At 54.4% G+C, this 16411-nt stretch carries 21 protein-coding genes and 1 tRNA gene; 13 read left to right on the top strand and 9 right to left on the bottom strand.

The genetic code is table 11. From position 1 onward, the window contains the following. Nucleotides 1-44: 44 nt before the first annotated feature. Complete coding sequence (locus BUA49_RS12940; protein ID WP_072798338.1) at nt 45-296, bottom strand: hypothetical protein; 252 nt, start codon at nt 294-296, stop codon at nt 45-47. A 119-nt stretch (nt 297-415) separates the two neighbouring features. On the opposite strand from BUA49_RS12940, the gene BUA49_RS12935 reads away from it, so the two are divergent. Next, entirely contained in the window at nt 416-1120 is a 705-nt protein-coding gene (locus BUA49_RS12935; protein WP_072798337.1) for an AzlC family ABC transporter permease, read from the top strand. Further along, nucleotides 1113-1463: a branched-chain amino acid transporter permease gene (locus BUA49_RS12930; RefSeq protein ID WP_072798335.1), complete on the top strand. Its 351-nt coding sequence runs from the start codon at nt 1113-1115 to the stop codon at nt 1461-1463. Before BUA49_RS12935 ends, BUA49_RS12930 begins: the two co-directional genes overlap by 8 nt. Before the next feature lie 9 nt (nt 1464-1472). Here BUA49_RS12930 and BUA49_RS12925 read toward each other — a convergent pair whose 3' ends face one another. Then, on the bottom strand, nt 1473-1877 hold the full coding sequence (locus tag BUA49_RS12925) for a DUF1330 domain-containing protein (protein ID WP_072798333.1): 405 nt from the start codon (nt 1875-1877) through the stop codon (nt 1473-1475). A gap of 130 nt (nt 1878-2007) precedes the next feature. Here BUA49_RS12925 and BUA49_RS12920 point away from each other — a divergent pair, with 130 nt between their 5' ends. After that, nucleotides 2008-2955: an AEC family transporter gene (locus BUA49_RS12920; protein ID WP_072798331.1), complete on the top strand. Its 948-nt coding sequence runs from the start codon at nt 2008-2010 to the stop codon at nt 2953-2955. 20 nt (nt 2956-2975) lie between these two features. On the opposite strand, the gene BUA49_RS12915 is transcribed toward BUA49_RS12920, so the two are convergent. After that, complete coding sequence (locus tag BUA49_RS12915; protein ID WP_072798330.1) at nt 2976-3395, bottom strand: fructosamine kinase family protein; 420 nt, start codon at nt 3393-3395, stop codon at nt 2976-2978. A gap of 94 nt (nt 3396-3489) precedes the next feature. Here BUA49_RS12915 and BUA49_RS12910 point away from each other — a divergent pair, with 94 nt between their 5' ends. Together BUA49_RS12910 and BUA49_RS12905 are read left to right on the top strand one after the other, a co-directional pair. After that, nucleotides 3490-4089 carry a DUF938 domain-containing protein gene (locus BUA49_RS12910; RefSeq protein WP_072798328.1) on the top strand — a complete coding sequence of 200 codons (600 nt, stop codon included), beginning with the start codon at nt 3490-3492 and terminating at the stop codon, nt 4087-4089. A gap of 242 nt (nt 4090-4331) precedes the next feature. Then, nucleotides 4332-4886: a carboxymuconolactone decarboxylase family protein gene (locus tag BUA49_RS12905; protein WP_072798326.1), complete on the top strand. Its 555-nt coding sequence runs from the start codon at nt 4332-4334 to the stop codon at nt 4884-4886. 85 nt (nt 4887-4971) lie between these two features. On the opposite strand, the gene BUA49_RS12900 is transcribed toward BUA49_RS12905, so the two are convergent. Beyond that, the gene (locus BUA49_RS12900) at nt 4972-5598 is read right to left on the bottom strand and encodes a TetR/AcrR family transcriptional regulator (RefSeq protein ID WP_072798325.1); all 627 of its coding nucleotides are present in this window, start codon (nt 5596-5598) and stop codon (nt 4972-4974) included. 158 nt (nt 5599-5756) lie between these two features. Between BUA49_RS12900 and BUA49_RS12895 the strand changes: the two genes are divergently transcribed. From BUA49_RS12895 to BUA49_RS12870, 6 genes are all read left to right on the top strand, one after another. Then, a complete protein-coding gene (locus BUA49_RS12895; protein WP_072798323.1) occupies nt 5757-6446 on the top strand; it encodes a haloacid dehalogenase type II in 690 nt (229 codons plus the stop codon). A 121-nt stretch (nt 6447-6567) separates the two neighbouring features. Continuing rightward, nucleotides 6568-6987, top strand: a complete 420-nt coding sequence (locus tag BUA49_RS12890; protein ID WP_323807520.1) for a GtrA family protein — start codon at nt 6568-6570, stop codon at nt 6985-6987. Beyond that, nucleotides 6971-7999 carry a glycosyltransferase family 2 protein gene (locus tag BUA49_RS12885; RefSeq protein WP_072798320.1) on the top strand — a complete coding sequence of 343 codons (1029 nt, stop codon included), beginning with the start codon at nt 6971-6973 and terminating at the stop codon, nt 7997-7999. The genes BUA49_RS12890 and BUA49_RS12885 overlap by 17 nt, the downstream gene beginning before the upstream one ends. Beyond that, on the top strand, nt 7983-9482 hold the full coding sequence (locus BUA49_RS12880) for an ArnT family glycosyltransferase (RefSeq protein WP_072798318.1): 1500 nt from the start codon (nt 7983-7985) through the stop codon (nt 9480-9482). Before BUA49_RS12885 ends, BUA49_RS12880 begins: the two co-directional genes overlap by 17 nt. Next, nucleotides 9472-10191 carry a response regulator transcription factor gene (locus tag BUA49_RS12875; protein WP_072798317.1) on the top strand — a complete coding sequence of 240 codons (720 nt, stop codon included), beginning with the start codon at nt 9472-9474 and terminating at the stop codon, nt 10189-10191. The genes BUA49_RS12880 and BUA49_RS12875 overlap by 11 nt, the downstream gene beginning before the upstream one ends. Beyond that, nucleotides 10188-11477, top strand: a complete 1290-nt coding sequence (locus BUA49_RS12870) for a sensor histidine kinase (protein ID WP_072798315.1) — start codon at nt 10188-10190, stop codon at nt 11475-11477. Before BUA49_RS12875 ends, BUA49_RS12870 begins: the two co-directional genes overlap by 4 nt. Nucleotides 11478-11614: 137 nt before the next feature. Here the strand turns inward: BUA49_RS12870 and BUA49_RS12865 are convergent. Beyond that, nucleotides 11615-11705, bottom strand: a tRNA-Ser gene (locus BUA49_RS12865). A 209-nt stretch (nt 11706-11914) separates the two neighbouring features. Between BUA49_RS12865 and BUA49_RS12860 the strand changes: the two genes are divergently transcribed. Next, a complete protein-coding gene (locus tag BUA49_RS12860) occupies nt 11915-12445 on the top strand; it encodes an isochorismatase family protein (RefSeq protein WP_072798313.1) in 531 nt (176 codons plus the stop codon). Between the two features lie 72 nt (nt 12446-12517). Beyond that, on the top strand, nt 12518-13168 hold the full coding sequence (locus tag BUA49_RS12855) for a cupin domain-containing protein (protein ID WP_072798312.1): 651 nt from the start codon (nt 12518-12520) through the stop codon (nt 13166-13168). 7 nt (nt 13169-13175) lie between these two features. Here the strand turns inward: BUA49_RS12855 and BUA49_RS12850 are convergent, their stop codons facing one another. The 4 genes from BUA49_RS12850 to BUA49_RS12835 form a co-directional block, all read right to left on the bottom strand. Further along, nucleotides 13176-13721: a lipocalin family protein gene (locus BUA49_RS12850; RefSeq protein ID WP_072798311.1), complete on the bottom strand. Its 546-nt coding sequence runs from the start codon at nt 13719-13721 to the stop codon at nt 13176-13178. Nucleotides 13722-13848: 127 nt separating this feature from the next. Next, a complete protein-coding gene (locus tag BUA49_RS12845; protein WP_072798310.1) occupies nt 13849-14199 on the bottom strand; it encodes a DUF7352 domain-containing protein in 351 nt (116 codons plus the stop codon). An 86-nt stretch (nt 14200-14285) separates the two neighbouring features. Continuing rightward, nucleotides 14286-15209, bottom strand: a complete 924-nt coding sequence (locus tag BUA49_RS12840) for a LysR family transcriptional regulator (protein WP_072798309.1) — start codon at nt 15207-15209, stop codon at nt 14286-14288. A gap of 12 nt (nt 15210-15221) precedes the next feature. Then, nucleotides 15222-16409: an MFS transporter gene (locus BUA49_RS12835; protein WP_072798308.1), complete on the bottom strand. Its 1188-nt coding sequence runs from the start codon at nt 16407-16409 to the stop codon at nt 15222-15224. Nucleotides 16410-16411 lie beyond the last annotated feature (2 nt).

Raw genomic sequence — 16411 nt, 5'->3', positions numbered from 1 at the left:
TCCCCGGGTAGGTGCAAACCGAAATACACCGGGAGGTTAAGCATTCATTTCGGCGCACCAAGCCCGGCTATATTCTCCACCGGATCAAACCAGACAACCAGGTCGCCTCTGCTAATGGCCGCCAATACGTGACTCCGCTCGGCCAGAGGGTTTTCAGTATCATTAAGCCCATGGAGGCGAGTGCAATACTCCTCTGCCAGACCATTCAGTTGATCTTCCGTCAGCAATTCCTTGTCTACAATGAATTTTTCCTGGCGGGGATCGGGCTGTGGCTGGTGCGCGGCTTCGTCACTCATATAATCTCCAGTAAAGAACGCTATCTTAAGGATTATGCCGGCCAAGGAGAAGCCTCACCCACTTTCAAAATCCGCAACGATTCTCTATTATCCCTCGTTTTCAAAACGTTTGGATGCTAATGAACTCATTGGTTTTTCGCCTGACACTTCCGATTCTGTTCGGTTACCTCCCTCTCGGCATGGCTTTCGGGGTGCTCTTCACAACCCAGCTTGATTACCCATGGTGGGCTGCTCCGCTCATGGGCGTGGTGATCTATGCCGGTGCCGGCCAGATTCTCGCGGTCAGTCTGCTGGCAGCGAGCGCGGGCTTGCTGGAAGTATTCATAGCCATGTTCGTACTAAACGCCCGCCACCTTTTCTACGGACTTTCGTTGCTCGGGCAATTCCGGGGCGCAGGCTGGCGCAAGCTCTATCTGATTTTCGGGCTGACTGACGAGACCTACTCACTGCTCACCAGCCGGCCCCGCTCTCAGGACGCCATTCATGAGCTCGACGTGGATTTTCGGATCACGGCATTCAATCAGGTTTACTGGGTGATCGGCTGCACCCTGGGGGCGCTTCTGGGGCGGAATCTGGTCTTCGACAGCACAGGCATTGAATTCGCGCTTGTGGCTCTGTTTATCGTGCTGACCATAGAACAGCTCAAAGCCCTGGGGGATGCTTTTCCGGTCTGGGCCGGCGCGGCAGCTGCCGGGGTCGCTATGATTCTGCTGCCACCCGCTCATCAGCTAATCGGCGCGATCGCCATCGTTACTGCCGTGCTTTTGCTGCAATACCGCAATCTGCGGGCCAGATCCAGCGCGGAAGGCGACAACCATGTCTGAAACAGCCTATCTCGTTGCATTCATCGCCGTTGCTGCAATCGCGACCTTTGCAACCCGAATCATTCCTTTCCTGTTTTTTGAGCGTCATACCGAGCACCCTCTCATCAAACATCTGGGGCGTTATCTGCCAGCAGCCGTTATGGCTTTGCTGGCCACGGTGTTTTTGCAGCGTTCGGGGGATTGGTCAGCGACAGTGCCCGGGCTTGACGCCATTCTGGCGGGCGCGCTGGTGGTGATCGTTCATCTGTGGCGCCGCAATGCCCTCCTCTCGATTGCAGCAGGTACGGCGGTCTATATGCTAATACGCCAGACTGGCGTACTGGAATCGTTGCTCGTCGGCTGAGGCTTTGCCTCAGCGCTGTCCTTCCAGATTAGCAACCAGCCTTGAGTCACTCAGAGCAGCAGTGCGATGTTTGACCACCCCTTTGTACTCAGAGCTTTCAATCATTGTCATAAACGCGTCGATTGATGGATAGCGTACAAGCAGAACCTGATCCCAGGATTCATCTGGCGGCGCAATGAGTGAGCCAACGCTGCGACCAGACCAGATGACTTCGGCTCCCACGGTGCTGACACATTCAGCCGCCTCGCGCAGATAGAGCTGATAGGCTTCGCGCCCGCTTCGCTCAGCGGATTCATCGTCGTAGCTTGCTTTGTCGCGGAACCGTAGCAGGTTAAGCATCACCACAGGCTGGTCTTTAGGCGTGTCTGCCAGAACTCTCTTCAGCTGTTCCGGCGCGGGATTTACGGCGTTCATGCTGGCCCTCTTGTTCTGATAAGTTGCGGGTACTATAGCCCACCCGCTATGGCTCTCGGCAAGTGATTTCATTACCTTTGCGTCAGATCTATTATATGAGCTTCACTCCTTTGCCCCCTGGCCACCCCGAATGGATCTGATCAGCCTTTTTCAACAGACACTGGAAACCATCCTCCCGGTTTTTGCCATGGTGTTTATCGGGCTCGGGCTCCGAAAAGTTAGCTGGATTGACGACACCTTCGTGCACACGGCTTCAGCTCTGGTCTTCAAGGCAACACTGCCAACTCTGGTTTTTCTCAGCATTATAAAAGCCGACCTCAGTGCTTCACTCAATCCCCGGCTGCTGAGCTTCTACCTCTTTGCGACCCTGGCCAGCTTTGCCCTTGCCTGGCTGTGGGCCCGCTGGCGCGTAATCCAACAAGATCGCGGCGTCTATGTGCAGGGGGCCTTTCGGGGCAACTGCGGCATTGTCGGGCTGGCATTGGCGGCAAGTCTGTACGGGGATTTCGGGCTTTCAGCGGGCAGTATTCTGCTGGGGCTGGTCATTCTTTCTTACAACGCACTTTCGGTGATCGTGCTCGCAGCTTACCAGCCAGGGCAATCCCCGGAGTGGCGACGCATCCTTCAGGATATTCTGCGTAATCCTCTGATACTTTCAGTGTTCGCCGCCATTCCTGTGGCCTGGCTTGATCTGCAGCTGCCTGACTGGGTAATGACCAGCGGTGACTATTTTGCCTCTCTTACTCTGCCGCTAGCTTTGCTGTGCATCGGCGCAACGGTTTCGCTCAGCGCTCTGCGCAGTGACAGCTCAACCGCATTCAGCTCCGCGCTGATGAAAATGGTGATACTGCCTGCACTGTGCACCAGTGCTGCGTGGGCGGTAGGTTTCTCCGGCCCCGAGCTCGGCCTGTTGTTCCTGTTCTTCGCGAGCCCGACCGCCGCCGCCAGTTTTGTGATGGCCAAAGCGCTCGGCGGAAACGACCGACTGGCGGCGAACATCATTGCCATAACCACGCTGATGGCGAGTGTCACCATAACCTTGGGAGTATTTCTCCTGAAAGGTGCAGGGCTGATTTAACCTTCGTCCTGAGAAACCACTCAAAGGTGGCCGGCAACCTGCTTCACCATCAAAAATCCACGCCTGCAACCCTCCAGATAACCTGAACCGAACAGGTTGTAGTGGTTCAAATAATGGTAAACCCAGGTTGCTGACCAGCGGTTCGGTTGCGGCGACAGCCCTATGTAATTGTCGCCTCCCCAGCCATATTGAAGCTTCGGAGACTTGTGCATTTGCGCAAGCCCGTCGCCAAGCATCTGGAATGTGGCCGTTGTTGCGGCACCCGAATCAATCGCCTCAATCTCCATTTCCGTCTCGCCGACACTGCGTACCTCTGGCACCCGAATGCAGAATACTCCCGCATCACGAAGCGCGGCCCTTAGGCTATCAAGACCTTCCGCTTCACAGATCAATGCATCCGCATATCCGGCACCGTTATGTTTGGTGAATACGCCCGCCATTAGCCGTTAATCTCCTTGGACACTCGCGCGTTCAAACGTTAGATTCATACGAAGCTTGGCATTTCGAGCATTCACCGACAAATCAGGGCCACCGATGACTGAAGGAAAGCCGTTTTCTCAAGCCTGTGAGAACAATAAACAGGTTATTCTCGAAAAACTTGCTGCGGTATTCAGCAGCCCCGGAACCATTCTGGAGATCGGCACAGGCACCGGACAACACGCGGTTCATTTTGCCGGAAACCTGCGGCACGTAACTTGGCAACCAAGTGACCATCCGAGCAATTATCAGCTCTGCGAGCCACGGCTAGCAGAGGCACGGCTGCCAAACATCAGCAAACCATTGGCCCTGGACGTCAGTATCAGCGACTGGCAATTGCCACCGGTCAACGGCGCCTTTTCCGCCAACACCGCCCACATCATGTCGTGGCAGGAAGTTAAAGCCATGTTCCGGGGCGTCGCTGCCAATCTCCAGCAAGGCGAGGCTTTCTGCTTATACGGACCGTTCAATTACGGTGGAACGTTCACCAGTGCCAGCAACCAGCAGTTTGACGCATCGCTGAGGCGACAGAAACCGACAATGGGCATTCGGGATATGGACGATTTGGAGCAAATCAGCAGTGAAAACGGGCTGATTCTGGAGTCGGACTTTGAGATGCCGGCCAATAACCGGCTGCTGGTATGGAGAAAGCATTAAGCGTGGCGAGCGCGCACTGCTCAGTGCTGAAGAGTCTCCGTCGTCCAATGAAGCACAACGACGCACATTGAATGATTGCTCAAATTAATGTTGAACGATCACTCAAGTTCAGTTAATGTTGGTTCCTCAGGCGCACTCAACGAAAAATTACGCCCGAATATGAGCGATCGCTCAAGTTTGGATCGCCATCGTTGAGATAATGTAAGCATTTAACTTTCAAGCCCATTTTGAGGAGTCATACCATGACCAATCTTACCCTTCACGATAAGCAAAGCGCACCACAAGAAAGCCATGATCTGCTCGACAAATCCGTCAAGGCCTTCGGGAGACTTCCGGGCCTGCACGCGGTCATGGCTGAAGCGCCCGGACTGCTCGAAGGTTATCAGCGGCTTCATCAGCTGTTCCTGGACAGCAGCTTTGATGACGAGGAAACCACTGTGGTGTGGCAGACCATCAACGTTGAGCATGCTTGTCACTACTGCGTGCCAGCTCACACCGGCATCGCCAAGAGCATGAACGTTGATGACGCCATCACCGACGCGCTGCGTAATGAAACGCCGTTGCCGACGGATCGACTTGAAGCCCTCCGTGACTTCACCCTCGCCCTTGTGCGTGGCCGTGGCAACGTTGATGACAGCGCTATGAAAGCATTTCTGGATGCTGGCTTTACCAAGCGTCAGATCCTTGAGGTCGTTCTTGGCACGGCTCAGAAGGTCATGAGCAACTACACCAATCACCTCGCTGACACGCCGATAGACAAGCCGTTCCAGAAGTTTGAGTGGCACAAGGCTGATTAATTGCACAGCAAGTCAGCGGCGAGCAGTTTTAAACAACCCGCCATCTTCACTAAAGCAATGAGAGCCGGCAGATACGCACAGAATATCAGTGCGTATCTGTGTCTGTATCTGTACCACCATCTATACGCAGTGCTTCCAGAGACAGCGCCATATCTTCTGCCAAGGCGTGCACGGCAGCACTGCCCACATCACGCTGAGCAAAAGCCCGCAGCCCCATCACCTCTGCCTGTAACCGACGGCCGAGCCGAACCGGATCAAGACTGCTATCCAGCTCACCCACCTGTTGTGCGTCGGCGAAACGATCCACAAAGCGCTTTTCCATGCCAGCCAGCAAATCTTCGGCCTTGCGCCGGGCTACCTGTTCTCGCTCACCCAGCTCCAGCAAACTTTTTACCAGCATGCAGGCACGACTTGGCAAATCCTGGTCACAAAGCCCACCGAGCCCTCTTAAATAAGCTGCCAATCCCGCCAACGGTGACTCGTGGGCATACAACGTACGCTCGAGATTCGCCAGCCCCAGACTGGCATAACGTTCCAGAGACTCCTGGAAAAGCCCGTCTTTACTACCAAAGGTTGCATAGATGCTGCCCGGTCGCATGTCGAGCGCTTTCTCCAGGTCCTTCAGCGAGGTGGCATGAAAGCCTTTCTGCCAGAACAGGAGCAACGCCCGCTCCAGAGAATCCTGCCGGTTGTGAATCATTGCACGAGCCATGGTGATTTCCAGTTATCGGTGCCGCAATACAGCGCGGCAATGGAGTCTGAGTGATTACTCAACTTTATATTGAGCAACCACTCAAGTCCAGCTACAGTCCCTGAGTTGAACTACCATTCCGACACGCACCTGCGCCAGAAACAGCAAGAGGATGCCCCATGCAAAATAAAGCCTTCCCCTCGATAATCGTATTCGACGTAAACGAAACACTGCTCGACATCACTGCCCTGGAACCTTTGTTCGATCGCATCTTTGGCGATCCGCGCGTGCTTAGAGAATGGTTCGCCCAGCTTGTGCTTTACTCGCAGACAATGACCCTTTCCGGCCTTTTTACACCCTTCGGCGAGCTTGGCATCGGTGCGCTGAGAATGACGGCGAGTATTCATGAAGTGAGTATTACGGATGCAGATATTGCAGAGCTGAAAGAACGGATGAGTTCGATGCCGGCACATCCCGACGTTGTGCCGGCCCTCACCCGCTTGCAGAATGCCGGATTTCGCATGGTGACATTAACTAATTCCGCCAGCAGCGCTTCACCAACCCCGCTCGAAAAAGCAGGCTTAAGTCGTTTTTTTGAAAGGAATTTCAGTGTCGACGCTGTCGGCAAATTCAAGCCGGCCCCTGAAACCTATCGCCTGGTCGCCACAGAGCTATCTGTCGAAACTTCAGACCTGTGCCTTGTAGCCTGCCACCTGTGGGATACCATTGGCGCCCAGGCCGCCGGCTGCCGTGGAGCTCTTCTTACACGGCCCCACAACGCGCTACTGCCCGCCGCAGGCGTACCCTCTCCGCATCTTGTTGCAGCGGAACTCACAGCTCTGGCCGATGAGATTATCAGCCTTCAGTAAGCACCCTCAAATCTGGCTGGCTCCATTTAGGCCCCCTCAAGTTTTGACATTTTCCTGATAAAACCTCCACAAAGTCGTGACACGGAGTGGGCTATGGTACCCGCTCAATGTCAGGCCGACTTTGTCAGTCCTCAAGGTGGTTGTTTTCGTCATGAAAAAATTCTTACCGCTCCAATTGCAAGGATTTATTGCTGCCGGCGGCCTTGCCACGTTGTTTCACTGGCTTGTTATGGCTGCGCTGATCGGCGCAGGGCTTGAGCCAACGTTGGCGACCGCAACCGGAAGCGTATCTGGAGCCGCACTAAACTACGGCCTCCAGCGGCGTCTGGCGTTCCGAAATGCCGGCCCTCACAGATTCACCCTATGGCGCTATGTTGGCTCCTGTTTTGTCGCCTGGCTCTGCAATCTCGTTTTTTTCTTCCTGCTCAACAGTTTCCTGGAACTTCCTGTCATGCTTTCACAAGTCATTACCACAGGTCTTGTTGCTGCACTGAATTACATCGTCTACCAAAGGCTGGTTTTCCATGAACAAACACAGTGAATTTTCCGCTATGCCTTTCGACACGCCGCTGTTATCACTGGTGGTACCGCTATTCAACGAGCGCCCGATGCTGCCGCTTTTCTTTGAACGGGTTTTGCCTGTGCTTGCCAAGCTGGACCTACACTGGGAAATCGTACTGGTGGATGATGGCAGCGACGATGGCAGTGCCCAGTATATCCGCAGCGTTATCGATCGAACGCCCGGCGTCCGACTTATCAAACTGAGCCGAAATTTCGGCAAGGAAGCCGCCATGACGGCGGGGCTGGAGCACGCCAGGGGGGATGCGGTGATTGTGCTGGATGCCGATCTGCAAGATCCGCCTGAGCATATCCCCGCAATGGTCGAGTGCTGGCAGTCCGGGGTTGACGTTGTCCTGATGCAGCGTCGCTCACGGGCGGGCGAAACCGCGTTCAAACGCTGGAGTGCACACCTTTTTTACCGGTTGCTGAACCGAACAAGCCACACCGATATTCCGGTGGACACTGGCGACTTTCGGTTGATGAGCCGAAAAGCGATTGACGCTCTGCTGGTGCTGAAAGAACGGAATCGCTACATGAAAGGGTTGTTTGCCTGGATCGGCATGCCGACCCAGATAATCCAGTACGACCGTGAGCCTCGAGTGGCCGGGGAGACAAAATGGGATTACCCCGGGCTGGTAGGCCTAGCTCTTGAAGGGCTGACCTCGTTTTCTGTTTCGCCATTGCGCTGGGCGACCGTGATCGGGCTCATTGCCGCCAGCGTGGGTGCGGTATTCGGCCTGTGGATTGTAGTCAAGGCACTAATGCTGGGCGATGCCACCGCCGGTTATCCCTCGCTTGTGGCCATCATCAGCTTTCTAGGCGGCATCCAGTTGATGAGTGTGGGCATCGTGGGTGAATATGTCGGCAAGACCTACATGGAATCGAAACAGCGGCCGGTGTACCTCACAGAGGAAGTGATCGAAAGCCCGGAAGGTGTGCGTCAACACGCTAACCGCAAAATGACGGAGACGCGTCATGTCAAAGCGGTTTAACGTATGGCTGCTGATATTGGCAGCGATATTGATTAGCCGATTCATCGGCATGGCGCTGTTCCCCTTCGCCGACACCACCGAGCCTCGTTACGCGGAAATTGCCCGCTTGATGGCCGAAACCGGTGACTGGATTACGCCCTGGTTTGAGCCTGGTGTCCCTTTCTGGGGTAAACCGCCCTTGTCGTTCTGGGCCCAGGCGGCAGCCATCAAAATATTTGGTGTCTCGGAGTTTTCGCTGCGCTTTCCGTCCTGGCTGGCAACGCTTGCCATGGTCTGGCTGGTCTGGCGACTGGCGCGGCAACTCTGGAGTGTTCAGGTGGCTCAATGGAGTTGCCTGGTCTTCGCAACCATGGCGCTCACTTATATCAGCGCCGGTGCCGTGATGACAGACGCCTTCCTGGCGCTGGGCACCACGCTCACTCTGGTCAGCTTTTGTTTGGTAATGTCGGGAGAAAGCGGCCTTTGGCGATGGCTTTTCTTTCTTGGAATGGTTATCGGACTCCTGTCCAAGGGGCCGTTGGCCCTGGTGCTGATCGGGATTCCCATCGTATTGTGGTTACTCCTCTCATGGCGGGAAGCGACCAACAACCTGCGACGGCTGCCCTGGTTTAGAGGAACACTGATGACGGCCCTGCTGGTCTGTCCCTGGTACATACTGGCTGAGTTAAAGACCCCTGGATTTCTGGATTACTTTATCGTTGGGGAGCATATTCGCCGGTTTCTGGACCCGGGGTGGGCGGGAGACCTCTACGGCAGCGCCCATGATCAGCCCAAAGGCATGATCTGGATGTTCTGGTTGTGGGCCTCGTTCCCCTGGGGCATCGTCGCGCTTTTGAGCCTGACACTGGCGTGGTTAAGGGGCAAAAGAAGCGGCATTGTAAGCAAGACAATATCGAATCCCGGCGTTAGCTTTGTGCTGCTTAGCGCACTGGCACCGATGCTGTTTTTTACGCTCGCAGGCAATACACTCTGGACTTATATACTGCCGTCGTTGCCGTTTACCGCCATTCTGATCGGTCGCTGGGTGTCAGAATGCAAGTCTTTCTGGTTATCCTCTATACGGGGTGGCCTGGTGGCGTTTGTGCCTGTTTTACTCACCGTGCTCGTGGGTCTGGTCGCCATAGGCTGGATGCCGCTCAAGACAGAGAAAGAACTGGTAAGCTATTACCAACAGATCAGGGAAGCCAATGACAGCCCGCTGATCTATCTGGATGATCTGCCATTTTCAGCCAGATTTTACTCAGGCGGAACTGCCTTGGAAGTCACCAAGAACGGTTTGATCAACTTGCCCGGCGCCCGCGCATTTCAACACCTGTATGTCGCGGTGCCCAGAACCTGGTCAAGCGACAGAGTGGCTGATCTATCCCCGTCAGCTCGAAAGGTTATGGAAAATAATCGCTATCAATTGTTGGTCATTGGGGGGTTGCTCCGCGATCAGCAGCCGATGTCTGACGCCAACGGAGTTCGCTCGAATGACATCTAATCAAGCTTCTCTCAGGCTATTGATTGTAGAGGACCAAATGGACCTGGCGGAAAACCTGTTCGAGTTTCTGGATGAAGACCGCTACACCCTGGACTTTGCCGCTGACGGTTTGACCGCATTGCACCTGCTGGCCACGCAAAGCTATGACGTTATCGTGCTCGACCTGATGCTACCCGGTGTCAATGGTTATGATATTTGTCGGCGCATCCGTCAAGACCTGCAATGCCAGACCCCCGTTATTCTGATGACGGCATTAAGCTCCCTGACCGACAAGGAAAAAGGGTTTGATTGTGGTGCGGATGATTACCTCGTGAAGCCATTTGAACTGCGTGAGCTACAACTACGAATTGAAGCCTTACATCGTCGCTATTCGCCGCAGCGGCCGGTTTTAGCGGCCGGTGATATTCTGTTTGACCCGGGCACACTGGAAGTGGAGTTGCACGGGTTAAAAACGGCTTTATCCGGCACACCAGCGCGCCTGTTTGAATTGCTGGTGCGGGCGTATCCCAGTTTTCTTAGCCATGAGGCGTTAACTGATGCCTTATGGGGAGCCCACCACGGTGAAACGGAAGGCAATAGCCTCCGTACTCATATTTATACACTTCGTAAATCTCTGCAGACAGGCGTGGGCAACGGCCTGGTAAAAACAATCCATGGACGGGGGTACAGTTTGGAAGTCCCTGCAAAAGAGAACGCCGATACACCATGAAGTCATCTTTGACCAAACGCCTGGCCCGAACTCTGTTTTTCCTGCTTGCTGCGACCACAGCCACTTCCATGTTGATTGTCGAGCTGTTCGTTAATGACGTTGAGGACACCATTCTGGCCTTGGAGCTGAAGGCTGAAGCCGACTATTTCACGGAGCAGCTGGGGGACGGAAGTTTTCATCCCGTAAAAACGGCGCAACTGGAGGTGGTTTTCCTGCCACAAGGCGAGGCCGAGGCTGTACTACCGGAATATTTCCGGGGTCGATCCTTGCCATTTTCCCGGGAAATCATGGTGGGCAAGACAACACTGTTGATATACGGCGAACAGCTGAAAGCACCTTATGGCAAGCTCTTCCTGGCCCAGGATATTACCATCATGGAAAATCGTGAGTCCTTGGTTATGCTTGCCCTGGTTGGTGTGGCCGGCTTGATGCTACTAATCGGCTTTTTTGTTGCCCGAGCAGGAGCACGGCACCTGGTCCGTCCTTTCAAGAAACTAACTCATGAAGTCCAGAGCACGGTCCCCGGATCATCGATGCAGAAAATCGCCACGGACTACCGTGATCATGAGTTTTGCGATATCGCCGAGGCGTTTAACCGGTTTCTATCCGCGCTTGAACACCATATCGAGCGGGAAAAATCGTTTGTGAAGTTGGCCAGCCATGAACTTCGCACACCTCTGGCCGTGATGAGTGGCGCCCTGAACGTACTGGAACAACGCCAAAGCTTGTCGGCGGCGGATCAGAAAACCCTCGCCCGCATCCGTCGGGCCATGCAAACCATGAGCGACGATACAGAAGTCCTGCTTGAACTTGCCCGCAGTGAAGCATCCAGAGGCGATGCCAGAACCATTGTGCTGCAAGAGGTCGTCCAGAACACAATTGATGACCTGGAACATGGACACCCGGTCCATGCAGGCCGGATCAAGGTCTACAACGACAGCCCCGGGCTGAGAGTCAAAACCCATCCCGCTCTGGTACGTATGTTAATGCGCAACCTGTTGCAGAATGCGCTGCGCCACACCCGTGCTGACGTTGAGATTCGAATGATTGAAAACAGAATCTCGGTGCGAGACTTCGGGGCCGGGCTTCCTGATAAAGTAACCGAGCACCTGAGCTCTATTGCAGCGCCCAGTGCCATTACCTCCCCGACCGGAGAGCTCAGCAACACCACCTTTGGGTTGCTGATCGTCCGGCTGGTTTGTGAGCAACTGGGCTGGGATCTCGAGGTCGCACAATCAGACAACGAGGGAACGGAGTTTCTGATCCACGTTCATAGCGTCGTCTGATAATCGGGAGTGGAGAGTAGACCTCATCAGTAGCGGGTCAAGAAAGTACCAAGGAGTCGTCAAAGCCCACAGCGGCAATAGTCGGGGCCTTAAAATGAAAAACCCTGACTTTCGAGATGAAAGTCAGGGTCTTAAATTGGCGGAGAGAGAGGGATTCGAACCCTCGAAACGCTATTAACGTTTACACACTTTCCAGGCGTGCGCCTTCAGCCACTCGGCCACCTCTCCAATAACCTGTTTCAAATCAGCGATATCGTCGCTCATTTGAGGGCGCAAACTTTAATGGTTTTAGCGACGATTGGCAACTCCAATCGGATAAATCCCGGCAAAATTTACGGTTTACGGCAATAAATATCTGTATGGTGTTCGCCGCCCTCGTGCGAGTACCATGGTATGCATATGCTGTTCAGCGTGTTTACAAAGCTTGGAGGCTATCAATGCTCATGAAATCGGAACAATCCACCCTGCTGTTGATCGACGTTCAGGAAAAGCTGATGCCCGCGATTATCCATGGCCGAGATGTGATCAATCAGTGTGTCACTCTCGCCACGATTGCCGGGCTTCTGGAGGTTCCTGTTCTCGCTACCGAGCAGCTGCCGGAAAAACTGGGGCCGAACGTTGAGGGTGTGAAGGAGCTTTGTCTCCATACGCTGGCCAAATACCACTTCGACGCCTGCCCTGACGGGTTGGTTGAACACCTTCCGGAAGGCCGACAACAAATTGTTATTGCAGGCTGCGAAACCCATGTATGCATGATGCAAACGGCGCTGAGCCTGCTCGATGCAGGCTATAAGGTTTGGGTCGTTGCGGATGCGACGGGCTCCCGCAATGAATTCGACCGGGATGTTGCCCTTGACCGGCTCAGTAATAGCGGCGCACGCATTGTCACGACAGAAATGGTGGCTTTTGAATGGATGCGACACTGCAAACATCCTGCGTTCCGTGACGTGCAGATGCTGATCAAGTAGCCGAAAACCGGCTCATCTGTTCGTAGCTCTGCGTCGTAAACAACACCCCGACTTTGATCAGAGAGGCACGCAATGCTGAACATGGATTTTGGCCGTAAGGTTGTCGTCCGCACCAACGAACAGGAGTGGGTTCCCAGCCCCTCAGGCGGAGTCGTCAGGAAACCTCTGGCCAGGGAAGAAGCTGAGCGCGGACACGCTACCAGTATTGTTCGCTACGAGCCAGGTGCCTCATTCAACCGGCACGAACATCCTCTTGGTGAAGAAATACTGGTTCTGGACGGCGTATTTTCGGATGAAACCGGCGACTACCCTGCCGGTACCTATCTGCGCAACCCACCCGGGAGCGGCCATGCGCCGTTCAGCAAACCGGGCTGTACACTGCTGGTAAAATTGCATCAGTTCAATGAGCGCGATCTGGCTACGGTGCGGGTTGATACCCGAAACAGCGATTGGCTGCCCGGGATCGGTGGTCTTGAAGTGATGCCGCTTCATGAGTTTGAGCACGAACATGTAGCGCTTGTTAAATGGCCAGCCAATGAGGTGTTTCAGCCCCACAGGCATTTCGGTGGCGAAGAAATCTTTGTGCTTTCCGGGGAGTTCTGTGATGAACATGGCCGTTATCCGGAGGGCTCCTGGATAAGAAGCCCGCACTTGAGCCAGCACCACCCTTTTGTGGACCAAGAGACCGTTATCTGGGTAAAAACCGGCCATTTACCCTTCTGAAAGACAGCTATTCAACAGGGCTTTGATCCACTACAACAAGTTCCTCCAGATCAAAGCCCGCCTCCGCAGCCACTTCTCTGAACCGGGCGATAGCTTCTGCACTGACTTCGGGCGTCCGTGAGAGAAACCAAAGGTAATCCCGGTCGTAGCCGGTAACGTAGGCGTACTGGTATTTTTTCTTGTCCAACTCAAAAATAACGTACGAGGCATAGAACGGGCCGAAGAACGAGACCTTGAGGTGCCCAGTGCTCTCATTTTCTACAAACACCGCCCTGCCCTCGGCAACACTCCATTCGCCGGTCGCCGCATCAAAACCACGATTGGTCACTTTAATGCTACCGTCATCTTGCAGTTCGTACTCCGCAGCTACTCGGCTAAGCCCTTCCTCGAACGAATGATCCAGCCGGGCAATTTCATACCATTTACCCAGATATTTATCGGCATTCAGACCTGTTACGGGCTTTATGCCTTGTGGTACCCCTGTGCAGGCGACAATTAACGATAAAAGCGATAACAGGAATAACAACTTTAGACGACTGTTCGAAAATGCCATGGAAAGCCCTCTGTTCAAAACATAGGAAAGGTCTCAACCGCTTATTCTACGCAATGATTAACAGAAGGAACAAAAAGAGCCCCGGAGGGCTCCTGAAGAAGGGGAAGATAACGAAGCGAAAACTGCCTCACCAATCCGAAGAGGCTAAAGGCTGATTAATCAAAGCGTCATTCTCAGGTTTGACGCCACCAGACTCACCTTCTGAGGGAACTGCGAATACGTGGTACGCCTCAGGGCCGAATTGATCCAGCGCAGTGTCTATATATTCAAAGGTTCTGGGTACCGGCTCCCCGGAAAGGGCTACGCGGAACTGCCGCTTCAGTGCAGTGGCCCCCACATTCAGTGGTTGCTCTACCCACAGATAAACCGCTTTGTGTGGAACAATGTACTCACTCCGAACTACCCGGTAACCTTCGGTGAGCGATAAGGTGGTCGGCTCTTTACCCGGTTCAAGACGGAATTTATGGATAGTTTTCATGGCTGCTTCTCCTGTTCGGTTGCTGCCTTTTACATCTCCATAATGCCGGGAATTAAAGCTCGATAAAATAATGTTCTATAATCAATTCACATCGGTTTTTTCGATGCTTTTCTGGCGCTCCTGAAATCGATGCGCGCCTCACAAATGGCCCGGACGGCCTCGTGGTTCAGTCTGCTACCGCGAGTGATGGCGAACAGCTCATCGGTCACGTCATCAATTGCCAGGATGTGTTCCACTTCATATTGCCGGCAAACCTCATCCTGAATGACGGTGGGCGCAGCAAAAATACCATAACCTTCACGTCCGAAAACCTTGATCAACGCGCTGTCATCCACTCGTGCCACAAGGTTGACACGCACCCCATTCAATGAAAACCAGTTCATCAGACGCTCAAAGTAAGGCACATCGGTAGCATTGGCGAGAAACGGCTCCCCATTGAGTGACCCCGGCAATCCAGGCCTTAACCTTTGGGCCAGAGCAGGCGCTGCGAAAAGGCTGATACTGGAACTGGCAATCGGATGAACCGTCAAGTTGGTCTCTTCCTGGACACCCGGCATACGGTCTGTGAGAACAACATCCAGCTCTTTTCGCTTGAGACTGAGAATTAGCCCCTGGGTCCGGCCTGTCTGGCACTCAAGCTGAATCGGACGCTTAATCGCCATAGCCGGCTGCAGAAGATAATAAACGAGCAGTTTATGGATGGAGGCTGAGATACCGGCTGAGAGCGCCAACGGGCGATCTGCGGGGCCAGAGTGCAGGGTTTCCGTCAACTCTCCGGTCAGCGCAAAAATATCATCAGCGTACCCAAGTATCAGCCGCCCCAGGTCAGTAAGGATGAGCTTGCGCCTTTCCCGCAAAAACAAGCGACCACCTACGGAAGCCTCAAACGTGGCCAGCTGGCCACTCAAGGTTTGTGGCGCCAGCTCCAGAACGTCGCTGGCACGGGCAATGGAGCCTTCACGGCTTATCACCCAGAAATAGTATAGATGGCGCAGATTAAGCTGGTCCATAAACGCCTCAGGTTATGAAGGCTCAGTGACTCTGGCCTCTCCCCGGCTTAGCCAGAGCATCATCAGTACACCATGGATTATAAGGAAGGGCACAGCGAACATCACCAGCGCTGACCAGCCAAGCCAGGAGAGAATAACGCCCGCCGATAGAGCGGCTGTGGCTTGCGAGCCAAACACAAAAATATCATTGAGGCCCTGCACTCTGAAGCGCTCGGCGTCTGAGTAGCCGCGGGGCAACAAGCTGGTACCGCCCACAAACAGAAAGTTCCAGCCAACACCCAGCAACAACAGAGCAGACAGATAATGGTGAAAACTGACGCCACTGGCGGCCAGCACAACACACCCCAGATAGGCCAGCAGACCAGCTGCCATCATCAAAGGTATGCCGACAACTCGTGTCAGCCAGCCACTGATAAGCGATGGTAGATACATGGCCATGATGTGTAGCTGAATAACCCGCTTGGCGTCATCCAGATCATGTCCGGCCATTTCAGTCATGCTCAGTGGCGTTGCGGTCATGATAAAGCTCATGACTGCATAGCCAATCGCAGCGGCACTGATAGCCGCCCAGATCAGAGGGTTAGCGAGAATTTCCCGTAACGGCCTGCCACCACCGGCATGAGTTTCTCTTACCCGCTCATCCTGCGCCCGGTAACCCAGGCCAAGTATTACCAATGCCGAAAACTGAACACCAGCCAGGCCAAGCCAGCTTGTGAGAAACGGATAGCTTGCTTCTGTACCACTGCCGAGTGTGGCGATTTCAGGCCCAAGCCACGCAGCGACCAGCCCGCCGAGCAATACCCGTGCAGCGGCAGAGCCGGCCATGTTATCCGGCACTGACTCCATGGCCGCAAAGCGATACTGATGAACCACCGCCAGCCCGGTGCCACCTAAAACAGCAGCCAGACAAAGCAACGGGAACAGGCCGAGCCACGAAGCCAGGGCACCAAGAGTACCTGCCAGCATGCCCATGGACGCACCCAGCAGCATCACCCGCTTGCGACCAAGCCTCTGCATTAACCAGGTAGCAGGTTTGATGGCCAGAACAGTGCCGACTACAACCAACCCCACGGGCAGCGTCGCGTACTCCGGGGCCGGCGCGAGCATACGCCCTTGAATGCTTCCGATGAACACGATGAAAGGTGCTGTACACATAGCCAGCGCCTGTGCCGCCACCAGAACCCATACGTTAAAGGGCATTA

Origin of the sequence: Marinobacter antarcticus (assembly GCF_900142385.1) — a bacterium.
Classification (GTDB): Bacteria; Pseudomonadota; Gammaproteobacteria; order Pseudomonadales; family Oleiphilaceae; genus Marinobacter; species Marinobacter antarcticus.
Note: the sequence above shows the minus strand (reverse complement) of the source record. Positions and strands in the feature narration are given on the sequence as shown.